The 14,520-nt window shown below is 58.6% G+C and carries 14 protein-coding genes; 11 read left to right on the plus strand and 3 right to left on the minus strand.

Annotation, left to right across the window (positions count from 1 at the left end):
* Positions 1 to 14 precede the first annotated feature (14 nt).
* The 9 genes from BC443_RS12945 (at position 15) to BC443_RS12990 (ending at position 7,740) form a co-directional block, all read left to right on the plus strand.
* Positions 15 to 425, plus strand: a complete 411-nt coding sequence (locus BC443_RS12945; protein WP_071232247.1) for a TIR domain-containing protein — start codon at positions 15 to 17, stop codon at positions 423 to 425.
* Complete coding sequence (locus tag BC443_RS12950; protein ID WP_071232248.1) at positions 425 to 1,294, plus strand: DUF4231 domain-containing protein; 870 nt, start codon at positions 425 to 427, stop codon at positions 1,292 to 1,294. Before BC443_RS12945 ends, BC443_RS12950 begins: the two co-directional genes overlap by 1 nt.
* A 108-nt stretch (positions 1,295 to 1,402) precedes the next feature.
* Positions 1,403 to 1,831, plus strand: coding sequence for a TIGR03757 family integrating conjugative element protein (locus BC443_RS12955; protein ID WP_071232249.1), 429 nt, complete (start codon positions 1,403 to 1,405; stop codon positions 1,829 to 1,831).
* 68 nt (positions 1,832 to 1,899) lie between these two features.
* Positions 1,900 to 2,787, plus strand: a complete 888-nt coding sequence (locus BC443_RS12960) for a TIGR03756 family integrating conjugative element protein (protein ID WP_071232287.1) — start codon at positions 1,900 to 1,902, stop codon at positions 2,785 to 2,787.
* A 3-nt stretch (positions 2,788 to 2,790) separates the two neighbouring features.
* Positions 2,791 to 4,218 carry a hypothetical protein gene (locus BC443_RS12965; protein WP_071232250.1) on the plus strand — a complete coding sequence of 476 codons (1,428 nt, stop codon included), beginning with the start codon at positions 2,791 to 2,793 and terminating at the stop codon, positions 4,216 to 4,218.
* Positions 4,218 to 4,595: a hypothetical protein gene (locus tag BC443_RS12970; RefSeq protein ID WP_071232251.1), complete on the plus strand. Its 378-nt coding sequence runs from the start codon at positions 4,218 to 4,220 to the stop codon at positions 4,593 to 4,595. The genes BC443_RS12965 and BC443_RS12970 overlap by 1 nt, the downstream gene beginning before the upstream one ends.
* Positions 4,592 to 6,115 carry a conjugal transfer protein TraG N-terminal domain-containing protein gene (locus BC443_RS12975; protein ID WP_071232252.1) on the plus strand — a complete coding sequence of 508 codons (1,524 nt, stop codon included), beginning with the start codon at positions 4,592 to 4,594 and terminating at the stop codon, positions 6,113 to 6,115. Before BC443_RS12970 ends, BC443_RS12975 begins: the two co-directional genes overlap by 4 nt.
* A 537-nt stretch (positions 6,116 to 6,652) precedes the next feature.
* Positions 6,653 to 7,054 carry an antitoxin Xre-like helix-turn-helix domain-containing protein gene (locus BC443_RS12985; RefSeq protein WP_071232288.1) on the plus strand — a complete coding sequence of 134 codons (402 nt, stop codon included), beginning with the start codon at positions 6,653 to 6,655 and terminating at the stop codon, positions 7,052 to 7,054.
* Positions 7,048 to 7,740, plus strand: coding sequence for an RES family NAD+ phosphorylase (locus BC443_RS12990; protein WP_083387390.1), 693 nt, complete (start codon positions 7,048 to 7,050; stop codon positions 7,738 to 7,740). Before BC443_RS12985 ends, BC443_RS12990 begins: the two co-directional genes overlap by 7 nt.
* A gap of 366 nt (positions 7,741 to 8,106) precedes the next feature.
* Here BC443_RS12990 and BC443_RS12995 read toward each other — a convergent pair whose 3' ends face one another.
* The 3 genes from BC443_RS12995 to BC443_RS13005 are packed head-to-tail and all read right to left on the minus strand — an operon-like array spanning position 8,107 to position 12,820.
* Complete coding sequence (locus BC443_RS12995; RefSeq protein WP_071232254.1) at positions 8,107 to 10,536, minus strand: AAA family ATPase; 2,430 nt, start codon at positions 10,534 to 10,536, stop codon at positions 8,107 to 8,109.
* Positions 10,533 to 11,108: a hypothetical protein gene (locus BC443_RS13000; protein ID WP_071232255.1), complete on the minus strand. Its 576-nt coding sequence runs from the start codon at positions 11,106 to 11,108 to the stop codon at positions 10,533 to 10,535. Before BC443_RS13000 ends, BC443_RS12995 begins: the two co-directional genes overlap by 4 nt.
* The gene (locus BC443_RS13005; RefSeq protein WP_071232256.1) at positions 11,105 to 12,820 is read right to left on the minus strand and encodes an SIR2 family protein; all 1,716 of its coding nucleotides are present in this window, start codon (positions 12,818 to 12,820) and stop codon (positions 11,105 to 11,107) included. Before BC443_RS13005 ends, BC443_RS13000 begins: the two co-directional genes overlap by 4 nt.
* 615 nt (positions 12,821 to 13,435) lie before the next feature.
* Between BC443_RS13005 and BC443_RS13015 the strand changes: the two genes are divergently transcribed.
* On the plus strand, positions 13,436 to 13,972 hold the full coding sequence (locus BC443_RS13015; RefSeq protein WP_071232258.1) for a hypothetical protein: 537 nt from the start codon (positions 13,436 to 13,438) through the stop codon (positions 13,970 to 13,972).
* 85 nt (positions 13,973 to 14,057) lie between these two features.
* Complete coding sequence (locus tag BC443_RS13020) at positions 14,058 to 14,456, plus strand: hypothetical protein (protein ID WP_071232259.1); 399 nt, start codon at positions 14,058 to 14,060, stop codon at positions 14,454 to 14,456.
* Positions 14,457 to 14,520: the final 64 nt, after the last annotated feature.

Consider the following 14,520-nt stretch of genomic DNA (forward strand, 5'->3'; position numbering starts at 1 on the left):
ATAGCGGAGGGAATATGCCAGCATTACATAATTACCGATTGTTCATCAGTCATGCTTGGAGCTATAGCGAGCGATATGAGCGCGCAGTCCAGTTTTTGAATCGCGCAAATAATTTTAAGTGGACTAATTATTCTGTTCCAGAAGCCAAGGCATTCGAAAGCATGTTTGACTATCAGCTGGAGGAAGAGCTAAGGCAACAAATTCGCCCTGTGCAATGTGTTGTAGTTGTCTCCGGAATGTATGTTAATTATAGTCGGTGGTTGAAGTTTGAAATGGATTTTGCCAAGAACCTAGGTAAGCCTGTGCTGGGCATTCGCCGGTGGGGCGCTCAGAGAACACCAGAGAGCGTAATGGAGTGTGCAGACGAGATGGTGAATTGGAATTCTCAGTCCATAATCGATGCAATAAGGCGGCTGGTCCCTTGATGCCTTTTGATTTTCCCGCGATTTATAAGCTGGCAGGCGATTTGGCTGCCAGCTCGCAGTCCCGTTACTTTAGGCTGCTTAAAGCTGAATATGGATTACTCATCACGGCTTCGGTTCTCTCACTTGGCTTTTCAACTTCTAAAGTTTATTTCCTCTTTTCAGTACTAGTTTTTTTTCTTTCACTTGCTTGCATGTTATTTAGAATGTGGGACAAGCCAGAGCAAGATTGGTATAAAGGGCGTGCTTTGGCTGAGTCAGTGAAGACGTCTTGTTGGCGATACTGTATGCGTGCCGAGCCGTTTTTTCACTCTAGTGATATTTCGATCCCTAGGGAGGGTTTTAGAGAACATCTACTGGGGATTTTTAGGTCGAATAGAAATATTGGTCACAAATTTTCTCCCAGTATAGGCGTAGATCACGCTGCGACCGGAAGCATGGATTCAGTCCGGCTTTCTGATCTGCATGCGCGGAAAAATTACTATCTTAAGCTGCGCATAGAGGATCAAGAAGAATGGTATTTAAGAAAGGCAAAGCATAACCGTCGCGCTAGCTTCGCTTGGGGCGTGATTGGAGCATCTGTATATGCCTTGGCAATAATTTTAAGTATGTTTAAGCTGGCTTTTTACGAGAATTTCTTTTACCCCATGCCGGTGCTTGTCGCTTTGGCTACCAGTATAGTGGGGTGGGCACAGATAAAGAAGTTCAATGAGTTGGCTTCCTCATATACTTTGACCGCTTACGAGATTGGTCTCATAAAGAATAAAATCAATGAAGTTGAGTCGGAAGAAAGCTTTTCAGATTTCGTGAACGAGTCTGAGCAGGCTTTTTCCAGAGAGCATACTCAGTGGGTGGCCCGCCAGTTCTCCTGAACTGGAGCTGCGCCACAAATGTTCTCAGTAATGACTTAACATTCTCTACTGCCCCATAGCCTCCCACTCGGTACACCTGTGCACTGATACCGCCGTGGGAGTCCATCCATGTTCCTCTCTCCTCAGCTGCGGCCACTGGCCGTGCTGTCATCGCTCTGCCTGCTGGCCTGGGGGCAGACTGCTGTTGCCGGCGTCGAAGTGTTCACGATTGCGGGAGAGCCGGTCGTCAATGTGCCGTCATCCGCTGCCGTGGTCGAGCTGGATGCGCCGGCGCGTCTCGACGCTCGGCTGTCACAGGATCTTCCCGCTGACCCGTCACGTGCCAAGCAGATGCTGCAATCGCGCATGAACGACCCTGAGTGGCAGCGGACGCTGCAGGACTATGGCCAGCTCTATCAGGGTGTGGCTCGTGCTTGGATGCTGGGCATCGAGAGAGTACCGGCCGTGGTGGTCGACAGCCAGTACGTGGTCTATGGCGAGCCGGACATCTCACGCGCGCTCGAGGAGATCAAACAGGCGAGGGGAGAGCAACCATGAAGCGTTCTCTCACGACATTGCCTGTGCCTGTTGCCGTTGCCTTCGCGCTGATTGTCGGGCTGGCCAGCATGACAAGCGCTCCCCGAGCGCAGGCGATCACGACGCCGGAGATCCTCCAGTCGTCGATGAGTACCCAGTGCCTCGACTACCAGGTCATCGGCATGTGCGCCTGGCTCTACTGTTCGGCCTGGGGTTGCACGGTACGAACCTCGATCCGGGTGAAGCACTACATCCCCGAACTGGTCGTCAGCGCCTACGAGAACACCGGTGATAACCCCTGGACCGAGATCGCGATGCTGTCTCCCCCGACGGGTGACGCCCTGGGCGGTGGATCCGCGCGCGAGTCCGTCGCGCCGCAGCATTCGAACACGCATTTCAAGAACGTCGACGCTATCGGCCATCCCTCGGAGCTGTTCTATCGGTTCGCCAGCGGCTTCGGCTGGTTCTGTGAGAGCAACTCGCAACCACTGATGCCGTACTTCATCTCGACCCTCGATGCGCTGGCCTGGCGCTCTGGCGTGCCGGAGATGGCCTACCCCGAAGCGCTGACACCGGGCATGCGAGAGATGGGCAGTGTGGGTGACCTCTGGAGCCCGATCTATCCGCGCAGTGGCTTCGTCTCCCAGACCCACGACTACAAGGTTGCGGCGACGGCGGCACAGCGTGCTGCCGATGTCGTGACGCGCAGCGGACAGCCTCACGTCTATCAGCCCCTCATCGCACGGGATTCCGAGAGCAACGGCATCTGGGGGCCGGATCCGGTCAAGGAGGGTGATGCCGAGACCCACGAGTGGCAGGAGCTGGCACCCAACATGCGCATGTCCTGCTCGACCTTCCCCGACGGTGGCGAGAACGATCAGCTGCAGGAACCGGGCGATTACGCCTGGGCGCTGTGGCGGCCCTATCGCTGTTGCAAGAAACGCGGCCAGGAATTGCTGTACTTCACCGGAGAGTAAGCCATGAAACGAAACCTAATTCCGCTGACCCTCTCGGTAGCTCTCGCGACACCGCTGCTGGCTCAGGCGCAGTCTGAGGACAGCCTCTATTACGACATCGGGGGTGCCGCCCCGTTTGGTGCCTCAGCAGGGCTGGGACATGGCCCCAGAGCGCAGGGACTCGGTGTCAGTTGGGACGTCAATGCCACCTGCGGCAATTTTGACGTGGGCTCGACGGTGAGCAATCAGCTCAACGGCGTCACCAACGGCTTCCAGAACATGATGGGCAGCGTGGTCTCCAACGCGACTGGCGCGGTGGCCAGCCTGCCCGCGATGATCATCCAGCGCTCCAATCCGGCGCTTTACGACCTGCTGACCAACGGCGTCATGCAGGGGCGGCTCGATTTCGACAAGTCGAAGCTCTCCTGCCAGCGCATGTCCGAGCAGCTGGCCGATGCCACGATCGGTGGCCAGATGCAGCAAGCGGCGATGGCAGAGAATTGGCAGGACATTGCGGCCGGCAACACGGATGCCGTCTCAGCCCAAGAGCAAGCCGAAGCACAGGCCGGCAACGCTGGCCGGACCTGGGTCGGCGGGCAGAAGCGTGGCGGCAGTGGTCAGCAGCCGATGAGGGTGGTCGAGGACACGGCCAAGGCCGGGTACAACCTGCTGTACGGTCGCACCGATCCCACGAGTGACGAGTCGGTTTCCGGTGGGGGCGACGGCTGGGGATCGGTGGCAACCTCGAGCGGGGATTGGGTCGGCGGTGGTGGCATCGCCGGCGGCAATGGCGGTTCAGGCGGTAGCGGCAACGACTGTCAGGGCGGCATGTGTACCGTTTGGGGATCGCCCTCCGCCGCCGCCGAGTGGACCAGGAAGATCGTCGGCGATACCGAGCTGCGCTCCTGCGACGGCTGCGAGAAATCCGAGACCATCGCCGGTACCGGGCTGATCCGAGAACTTGAGGACGAGCAGAGCGATATTCACGAGACGCTGGTCGGCATGCTCAACGGTGGCGAGATCACCCAGTCGAAGCTCAACGACGTCTCCGCCGGCAATGGCCTGGCCGTATCGCGCGGCGTGATCGAGGCCATGCGTAGCGATCCCCAGGGGCCGCTGCTGGCCCAGCGCCTCTCAAGCGAGATGGCGCTGGCTCGCACCCTGACCAAGGCCATGTGGGCACGACGCGCGCTGATCGCGGGCTCCAGTGATCCCGGCATCGAAGGTAATCCCGAGGGCATGACCGCGCTGGACCGCAAGGTCGATGCCTTCAACCGCGACATCGAACTGCTACAGAGCGAGATGGAGATCCGAAAATCGCTGTCGAGCAACGCAGCCATGCAGGCACTGCGTCGCGCGGCCAATCGATCCATGGGATCCAGTCCGGACGAGACCACTCTCCCGTCACCGGTGCTCGATGAGCGCGGCCGGCCGCTGCAGGGAGGTGAGTGATGCGCCCGACAAAACTGATCGACCCTCGTCGGTGGCCATCCCCCGTGGTGTTCGTGGTCGCCTTGATCGGTGTATTCCTGCTCAGTGGCGTTGTCGTGTCGCTGGCCATTCAGTTGATGGGGAGTCGTGAAGCGTTTGCCGCAGCCAAGCAGGCCGCGCTGCCATGGCTCTTTCTGTGGCGCTGGGCATGCTATGCCGCACTTATCCTAGCCTGGCTGAAACTCTGGAAGCCGCGTGTCCTGGCTCGTCTCGGTGAGGATCGGGATGGAGGGGAGGCGGCGCGTGATCGTCTCAAGCGTCTCGAGAGCCTGACGTTGGTCGTCATGGTCGGCATCGAGCTGTTCAACGTGCTCGACTGGCTGGGAGGTAGATCATGAGTGCGGAGCTGAACGTCAGCGACTACTTCGAGATGGTCATGCTGATGATCGGCTGGGTCGTGAACAACGCCCTGTGGTCATCGCTGATGCAGACCGGCCTGGCGCTGGTTCCGTTTGTTGCACTGATCGTATCAGAGTGGTTCAAGGTGCGTCAGGAAGGGGAGGACGAGGGTAACAAGGGCGTGCTGTTGATCGCGCGCATCGAGACCCGGCTCTACGCCATGGTCATCTGTTATGTCTTCACGTGCGTGCCGATGATGAGTCTGTCGTTCAACCCGGTGAACGCCGTCGAGCGGACCAACGGCAGTGGCCAGTCCTGCAGTGTCGCTGTCATTGGTCAGGGGCAGTGGGGGAGCAATACTCTCAACTCGATCGACGGCCAGTCCGCCGAGATCCCTCTCTGGTGGGCACTCGTGCATGCCGTTTCGAAGGGTGTCACCAACGTTGCCGTCTCGAGCATTCCCTGCAGCCCGGATCTACAGGCCATTACCTCCGAGATCGATGCGCAGGAGATCACCGATCCCGGACTCAAGCGGGAACTGGGCGAGTTCCACCAACAGTGCTACGGCGCGGCGCGAAACTTGCTGTTCCAGCAAGGTGGCTCAATCGAGGCGCTCGAGGCCCAGGACGTCGATTGGCTCGGCAGCGAGTTCTTCCTCGGTACTCCCGGCTACTACGACTCGTTCTATGCTGGCCGGCCGATCGCGGGTTTCCCCTACGATGCCAATCGCGACCAGGCACGTCCTGGTACTGGCCCCGGGCGCCCCGGGTATCCCAGCTGCCGACAGTGGTGGGAAAATGGCGAGAACGGTCTTTACGCCCGTCTGCATGACCAGGTTGATCCGGGTATCTGGGACGGCGTCCGATCGATCTTTTCGTCCACGGATGCCGAGGGAGAGGTCATTCGGCGCCTGATCAGTAATCGCGCCGGATCCGCCAATGGTAATCAGGACATCACTGTCACCGGTTATGGAAATCTGGATGGCACGAGCATCGAGGACGGGCTATCCATGGTCGCCGGTGGTGTGGGCGGCGCTATGGGCGCAGTGCTGGGCAAGGCCGGCATGGACATGCTCAAGCGCGCACTGCCGATGGTGCAGTACATCCTGATCATGGCCGTGGTGATCTGTCTGCCTTTCGTGATGACGATCTCGGGCTACTCGTTCAAGGTGGCTGGTACAGCGAGTTTCGGACTGTTCGCGCTCTGGTTCCTGACCTTCTGGTGGGAACTGGCACGATGGATCAACGCAAACCTGATCAACCTGCTCTACAGCTCGGACGCCGCTAAGATGTCGTTCGTTGCAGCCGCGCAGAACGGTTATGACAAGCTGGTGCTGATTTTCGTTGAGTGGGCGACGTTCTTGATCTTACCGGGGATTTGGGTAGCCGTGCTGGGTTGGACAGGGGCGCAGGTAGGAACTGTGATCAGCAAAAGCATTGGAGAAGGAACGGCCGGGGCAAAATCCGCCGGAGACAAGGGCAGTAAAATGGCTGAAAGTGCTGCGACCAAGGGCAGATGAACAACTTGGCTTTTAGTCCGATTCCGTATCAAAAACGCTACGGCGATCCGAAAAAGTACCAAAACCCTCAGAGGATCGCCCGTAGCTGTTCATTTGAGACCGTCTGAGGGCCTCAATGTCGTGATTGGAGGCTGGCCGAGAGGTTATGGCGTGAGCTGCCCAACCCGCGAAAGATGACGTACCCGCTATCGCAACCTTCCCTGTGATTTTGCCGAGATCCCACGCGAGCTTAGCGGTAGCCTTGCGGCCTTTGGCGGTAGTGACGAGTTCTGTGAGCTTCATGGGCCATCTCCCATGCATTGTTGCGAAGCGTGATTTCAGACTACCCCGGGGAGTTGTGAACGGCAAGGCATCATCGAGCCTAGTCGCAATGTCAACCGTTGGTGTAGTGGCAGGCAGCCGATCCGTTTCCAAGCTCGTCGTGAATCAGCCAGGTCTGAGGAAAAACACGGCTCAGACGTCCACTTTGGCAGCCGTAGCAACTTGATCCAAGGACACACTATGGATATATTTGTGTCCGTAGATCAGGAGGGCGACATGACAGCCGTAGAAAAGCTTGCCAACGACAAAGCACGCAACACTGCGGGGCTACGCGCTGCGGTAAAGATCTTGGAGAAGTGGGGCGCCACTCAGGATCAGGGTGCCGAGGTCCTGCGTATCTCTCGCAGCACCTACAACCGCGCCAAACGTGCTGACCAAGGCTGGCAGGTGCACATCGACCCCGACCAGTTGACGAGGGTCAGTCTGGTGCTGAATATCCATGCCGCGCTGAGGACGTTGTTCGAGAACCCAGCTAACGTCTATGGTTTTGTGAACATGCCCAACCACAATCCTGGTTTCAACGGCCTCACCCCATTGGAATCGATGACTCGGGCCGGCCTTCCGGGCCTGTACGAGACCTTTAAGCGCATCGACGGCCTGCGGGGCGCCCAGTGGTAAGACTTGAAGAGATACCCCGACTGCCTGCAGAGACTCGCCGAGCGCATCGACTGGTCAACTCCAAGTTTCCACCGATCAGCCTGTTCGATGACGTGGCCGACGAGAAAGAGTTCGACGCGCTGCATCAGCTCCAGGCGCTTACCAACCCTCGGCTGCAGGCTGAGACAGGCGATCTCGGACTCATCGACCGAAAAGACATTCCTTTCGGTATAGCGGGCTGCTCCTACGCCGTTGCCCCGTTCACCCATCTCAATACCAGCGGTTCGCGATTCAGCGACGGGAGCTTCGGAGTGCTGTACCTGGCTGACTGCCTGGATACGGCCATCGCCGAGGTTCGCCATCACCAGGAGGTCTACTGGCACAACGTGCCTGATCTAGACTTTGACCGCTTCGTATTTCGTGAACTGGTTTGCGAGTTCTCTGAGGCTGAACTTTTAGACCTCTGTCAATTACCGTTGGATGATCCCATTTTTGCTCCGAACGATTACACCGCCAGTCGTGCGCTTGGCGCCGCAGCCAGCGCGCAGAAGATCCCTGGCATCAGGTACCCCTCCGTTAGGCAAGAGGGCGCACGGTGCTGGGGCCTCATGACTCCGCGCTATGTTCGCTCGATCGTGCAGTCCTCCCATCTTGAGATGATCTGGAACCAGGGAGTCACAGCGGTCAATATCGTGAGTCAGCCCTGAGGCAGTACTTCCCGAGGAAAGGATAAAGGGCTCCAAGCAAAGGGATGGAAGGGAAGGGTGACTAAGGGGAAGGGGGTTATCCAGTTGTTTGGACAAGGCAACCCCAAAAGGGCCGGGCGAGGGGAAAGGGCCAAAGGGCGGCTCCATGGAAGTCACTGCCAAGTGTCCTGTCTTGGATCGGCTCGCCCACTTTTGCCAGAAAAATCAGTTCATCCCCAACGTCAGCTTTCGGCCAATAGCAGCCATTCACTAAACTCATTGAGCCGGGTCGTTCGCTAAAACGAGACGGTCGCATCGTAGACCAACAAAACGTCTCAGCCACGCGGCCGTTTCAGAGCTCGGGAGGTCTAGTGTGAGCGCAGATGACTAAGATGCAATCGCCAGGTCCTGCTTCCAGTCTCTGACCAGAGTGTTTGCTACCGAGTCTCCATTGGCTGTACGTCCCAGCTCTACTGTGATCAATCGGTCCCCTTCGAAGGCTGGGCTTAGCTCCAGGCAAAGGTAGTCGAAAAGGGGTTTTTCGTGTACCGCAATGATCACTTGGCGTCCATGCTGCTTGGAGAGTGTCCGCAACAGCGCAGCGAACTGCGAGATGTGAACTTCGTCCATGCTTTGCACCGGGTCGTCAATGATCAGCCACGGTAGCTGAGGCTTCACGGACAGATGGAGCGCGAGGAACAGCGTCAGCGCGGCCGTGTTGAGATTCCCGGCGCTGAGCATGGCCCTTGGATTTCCGCCTTTACTGCCGTCTCGGTAGTGGGTCTCTAGCTTCGCTTCGACGTCACCCCTCGTCGCCTGGGGCAAAGCAAAGGCGGGTATGAAAGGTTCATCCGGTGCCAGGCGGATGAAGAGGTCTCGCCACGCCTTATTCAAGGAATCGTTGAACACATGACCCACAACACGGGAACGCTCGGACTGAGCGAGATTGAGAAGCTCGCGCGCCTGTTTTATCTTTCGTTCCCCCGCTTCCTTCGCTGCGCGCAGGCCTCTACGAGCAGCTAGGCGCTCCACCTGCCGTGCCTTGATGGCTTCAATGTGCTGCTGCTTCAGCAGCAGTTCTCTCAACGCCGCCTCTCCATCGCGGCGCGCAGACTCTTTCGACGTCAGCCGCTCCAGGCGCGCAGATACTTCAGCTAGGAACCGCTGCAGCGCAGCTTGCAAAGGCTCGCTGTCGCCAATGGGATCCATGGAGAGCGCCGTGGCATACCGAACAGCAGCGTCTCGAATGGCTGCTGATTGCTGATCCGCGGCGCGAGCCGATGCCAAGGCTTGTGCGGCGTTGGCGGCTTGCCCAAATAGGGTTTCGCCAGCCTTGGCTTCTGCTTCCAAGGCAGACAACGCCTGCAAGGCCTGTTCAAGGGTTGCAAGCCTTTGCCCGTATTCCGCTCTAACTTCGGCCGTGAGTACTAGCGTCTGAGCGACATCGATCTCTCGATCTCTGGCTGCGACGGCGTTCACCGTGTTCGCCCGCTCCTGCGACAAGGCCGAGAGAAGGCCAGCCGACTGGGTCAGGGACGCAATCCGAGCGGTGAGATGACCCAGTAACGGCGACGACGAAACCTCACCGAAGTCCCGACTACAGACCGGGCATTCTTCCGTATGCACATGTGGCACCAGGGCAGACAGCGCTTGCGCAAACTGACCTGCATCACGTGAATACTGCACGATCTGCTTGTCGATCTCTTCCAGCCGCCTGGTGAGACCTTGCCGGTCCTCTTGAAGGGTTGAAACCTGCTTTTGTGCTGCTTGATCCTTGCTCTGAACCTGCTCACATCTAGTTACCTCAGCGGTAATGGAGCGATGGGCGTAGGCGCGGGCGTATTCGGGACGGTTTTGGATGGGTGACGGCAGATCAGAGAAGTAGCCACCAAGCTTGTCGAACAGCTCCGTCATGCGCTTGCCACTAGTGTCCAGCCAACCGCGCAGTGCCGCGTCGGCGGCACTGGCGGCCATTTCGGCAGCCTCGCGCTGGTCGGCAGCAATGGCGGATACCACCCTCTGGCTTTGCGAGACCGTGTCATTGAGCTCCCGCCTGAGCTGCGTCAGGCGTTGCAGCTCGGGCTCCTGCGACTGGTCCTTTAACAGGTCAAGCATCGCCTGTGCCGAGAGATCGGCAACGTCTGGCCAGTGTGGTGCAAGTCGCTGAGCCACCGTCTGCATGAGCTGAGTTGCCTGGCCCTCGGCAGCAGTGAGTTCTCTGGCCAAGCGGCTCAATTCGTCATCCAAACTCGGGATCTGCTCGCGTATGTCCCAAAAGCTAACGGCATGGCCGCGGAGCCGGCGAACGTCTCCGGCACCGTGCAGGCCGTCAATGAGCGCATCCAGCGCATCCAGGCCGAGCAGTTCCTTGACGAATCGCGTCAGTGCTGTGCCATTCGCCGATTTGTCCTCGTAGAACTCCAGTAGTCTGGATAGTGTAGATTGCGCCAGGTAGCAGCGTTCCGAGAAGTGCCTGCCCAAGACGGGATCCAGCGCAGGCTTTCCAACGAACTTGTTGCCATGGATTTCGAAATGTCCTGCAGGAAATTCGACACTAAGCCCGTGGACGCCGATCGACACCGAGCCCTTCTTGGACACCGCCTCCTTATGAATCAGATGCTCCCGAAACTGCGAGTCCAGCCGAGATAGAGATGCCAAATTGCCGGTCAGGCCAAGTTCCATCGCCGTCAACAAGCTGGTCTTACCAGCGCCATTACGACCATGGATCAGCACGACAGGGCTGTCCATAGGGACCGTTACCGTCCCTCGAAGACTGCGGAAGTCGGTAGCCGTGAGTGACGTGATGCGTGGCGTCATGTGTTCTTCTCCTTGGCCTGGACGGCAGCGGCGTCGATGATGGAGTACAGTCCCTTCCTGACGGCGCGCTCTCCTAGAGACGCAGCATTGATCAGCTTCCTGGTGGTCTCGTCCAGGCTTTGTGCGGCGGCGTGGATGCGTGCCAGGGAGTTACCCGCCACAGACTCAGGCTGTGGCAACGGCAGAGGCAGCAGCACAGCCAGCCAGTTCATGAGGACTTCGTCGCCGTCGTCACCGCTGATGTCGCCGATAGGAAGGACCCGGCAGACCCGTCCCATTGATTCCAGAGCGGAAGCACTGGGACGGAGGCCAGTCACCACCAAGGTAAGCGACCGTGTGGAGGATGCGATGTCCAGCGCGCGCGCCACGCCGTCGACCTTGCGCGTCAGTTGCGTCTCGCTCTCGCTTGCGATGTCGGCGACAAGGATCAGTTCGGCCGAACTCTTCGCCTTCACGAACGCGGCTGGAAACTGGAACTTCAGCTCGCCGACCTGAAGTCCATTGGCGATTCGCTGGTACCCTGCATCCTCGAGCGCCGCCGCGACCCGGCCCACTGGCGTTGAATCAGTCATAGCGCAAGCTCCTGTCGGAACGCTTCATACAGTTCGTCAGCGGTGGTGGAGGTTTGCAGCAGGGTCAATATGCTGACCTCACGCACTTTCGGCAAACCGGTTCGCCCTGCTGCCGCCCTTGGGGATCGTGTCATTGGCACCGCCAGCCTCTGAGACTGGATCAAGAGGGGGCTTTCTGCTTCCACTAGGTGACCCTCGCTGCGAAGCAACGCGGCGCCGGAAGAGGTGGCTGTCAGGTACACCTTAGTACGAGCCGCTGCTGCACCTTTTCCGGTGACTGCCAGCACACCCGATTCCCTCTCGAGAGACTCCGCTTCCACTACCCAGTGATCGCGGCTCAAACCCATGCCCACCAAGCCAAGTGCAACGGCCGCCTCGCGTAACCCGAGGGCCCCCAAGGAGGGATTGCCCGTGAGGGACGTCACTACATCATTCGTAATCGGCTCAAACCTGACATTGGGGTGTTCGATTTGGCCGTCACGCAGTAACTTACAGGCGCGGCCGAACCGATCGAGGAGCGCATCGATGAAGTCAATCTCCGGCTCCGCCATATCTGCCAAGTGGTTGCGAAGCGACACGATGCCGGCGCACAGGTGTTGACGCTCCGCAGGCGGGAGCGGACTTGGAGCGAGAGGGATCAACGCCTGCAGCTTTCTCGACCACACATCCAGCAGCAACGCGGGGAGCAACCGCTTTGCGTATGCCTGGATGCGCGCCTCCTCAAAGACCGCCGTCAAGCTGGCTGCCGTGATTTGGTCGCGGTATACGTTTTTCAGGAGCGATCGCTGGTCCATGCCCAGCTCTTGCTCCGAGAACACATAGCTCGGAGGAGCTTCGTCAAGCAGCCACGTCAACTCGTTAGCCGCCTTGTTAAAGATTCCCTGGATATTGGAGTCCTGAGCTGAAAGACCAAGCATCAGCGTGCGCTTGCTCCCAACGATGTGCGTCAATGCAGTGACCAGTCCTTGGTTGTTCGCCTGCGTGCAGAAGGCGGCGACCTGATCGTTGGACGCCACCATCCATTGGCGGTACTGGCTCGGATCACCTTGAGCTTTCACAGCACAGCCGTGAAACTTGATGAGGCGGGTCTTATTGCGGGGCAGTTGAAGATCGGCAGGACGTGCGACAACTGTTGGACTCAGAGCAACATTGCCGCCTGTCAGGGTGTCCACAGCCCTTTCGACCAACGGGTCCCAGTTGGCGGAGAGCATCTCAGGCGCAACACCTTCCAGACTCAAGGCCGCGAGGCAAAGGTGCTCCACGTCGGGGATCATGTCGGGATCCGCGAACGTTGCGCAAACGTCGATGACGTTCCACAAGAGATAGTCCATGTCCTCGCCATCGACAGTGAGGCCGAGCAGCTTGGAATAGTTGTTAACCAAGCGCTGTGCAATGGCATCCTGATCCGGCCAACTGGCAAAGGGCTCATCGAACTTCGAGCGCGCACGTTCTTCATCTGAGATGCCGGCCAAGTTGAGAATCTCTTGCAAGGTGCGAGCGAACTTGCAGTCGGGATCCGCATGGTTAATTTGCGAGCGTACGAACTCGACAACTTTGCCGACGAGGCTGCGCAGACTCGGTGCGCGTCCGAACGAAATCCCAGACCCCAACCAGAATGCGTAAAGCCCGTTTGACACACCTTCTGCGAAGGACGCTAACGAGCCATCAAGCAACCTGAGCGTGTCACGCACAGTGATGTCGGATGCAGTCATGCAGGACATCTCCTTGTTTTTATTTAATTTTATCGAAATCACTCGGTACTGGACGCGCGTTTAGCCTGGGATATGTCGGTTGCTGACCATCCCGTGATCGCACGCGGCCGACTGCTTTAGCCGATCGAGATTGCGTTTTGTTCGGCCACGACATGCGTCTCTATAATGGTGTACGGACAATTTCGCAGCGCACATGAACGCTCAAGTGCGTCCGCTTTGGGTTGAAAGCGGCCCCTGGCGATGCTCATTGCTGAATGTTAATAATGTAAATTAATGTTTTCTGAAGTGCCAGTCTTTTAGACCATCGCATCAGCCCAAGGCCGTCCCAGGTATCAAGCCAGGGCAGAGCAGTGCTGGTCCGATTACTGGCTCTTGCAGCCTTGGATCCGGTCCAGCTATCCTCAAGATGCAAGCCGCTGGTCACTGACGGTCATCAGTGACGCCTTTTGCCTTCGGGCAATTCCCGAAGCCGTTAACGCATCCCGAAAGACGGCGCTCATCTGAGCTGGATGCCACTTCCGAATACTCGGCCTCGCGCCGAACCACCCATCCGGGAAATCACTTTCCCGGATGGGGATGGTGTATCTCCCGGACCCGATCCACTGGAGCTGCGCCATGAATCCTTTCCAAGGCTCTCGAGCCCTGCTGTTCTCCGTTCTGATTCCGCTCATGCTGCCACAGGTCATTCCTGACCCACTCCGGTGGATCTGGCTGACGCTGGTCGCCTTGGTAGTGCTAAAGCGCCTTGGCCTCATCAGCTTTGGTTTCGGCAGCGGTGCGGCCGGCAATGAGAATGAAGCGTCAGGTTCCGTCAAGACGGGATCGACCTCTCATCGCCGTGGCGCGACACACCAGGGAGAGATCGTTGCCCATGGCAGCGCGCCCTATCAGTTCGACGAGGCCAACCGCCTCAGCTACTACATCACGCTGCGGCCCGAGCGTGGTGACGACAAGACCGTGTGGGGGATCGATCTCAAGCGCGTGGCGCGAGAGATCCCGCTGGCTGTTGGCGATGCCGTGGCGCTCGAGTTTCTCGGGCGTGAAGCGGTCGTCGTCAAGGAGCCGGTTCGCAATGACCAGGGCAAGGTCGTGGATCACCGTCAGGTGAACACGCACCGCCATACCTGGAAGGCACACGTTCTGCCAGCATAAACCAAGCGGTATCCACCCCATGGGGAAGTTTCCTTCCCCATGGGGCGAGGTGCTTCCCCTTTTTTGTTCCCGAGGAGAAGCACCCATGAATCGCAACACCCACAACGCCAACGTCCGTATCGATCTCACCCTCAAGGCGCAACGTCTCGGGCTCTGCCCCGATCGTCGCGACGTGATGGTGCAGATGGAGCAGCCCCTCATCAACGAGGTGGTTGCGCTCTTCGAGACGGCTGGCACATCGCACTCGGCACTTGAGGGCCTGCACTGGGTCGAACGCCTCGATGCGTTCCTGGCGCAGGCTCGAGAGGAGTTGTCGAAAGCACCTGCAGGCAGTCGATCGCTCGATTTCGACATAGCGGCACCACATCGCACCGGAGCGTTACTGCTTCCGCTGTTCGTCGGTGTCCATGTCGAGCTGGAGCACCAGCTTGGCAAGCAGACGCTGGTGTTCTCACTGCCCGGACGTGATCGTCTGGCTGCCTGAACACGCGATTTTTCACACCACTCAGCCCGGTACGCCGGGCTTTTTCCTTCCACCCCGACCGGGA

This window comes from Salinicola sp. MIT1003, assembly GCF_001858555.1.
GTDB lineage: Bacteria > Pseudomonadota > Gammaproteobacteria > Pseudomonadales > Halomonadaceae > Salinicola > Salinicola salarius.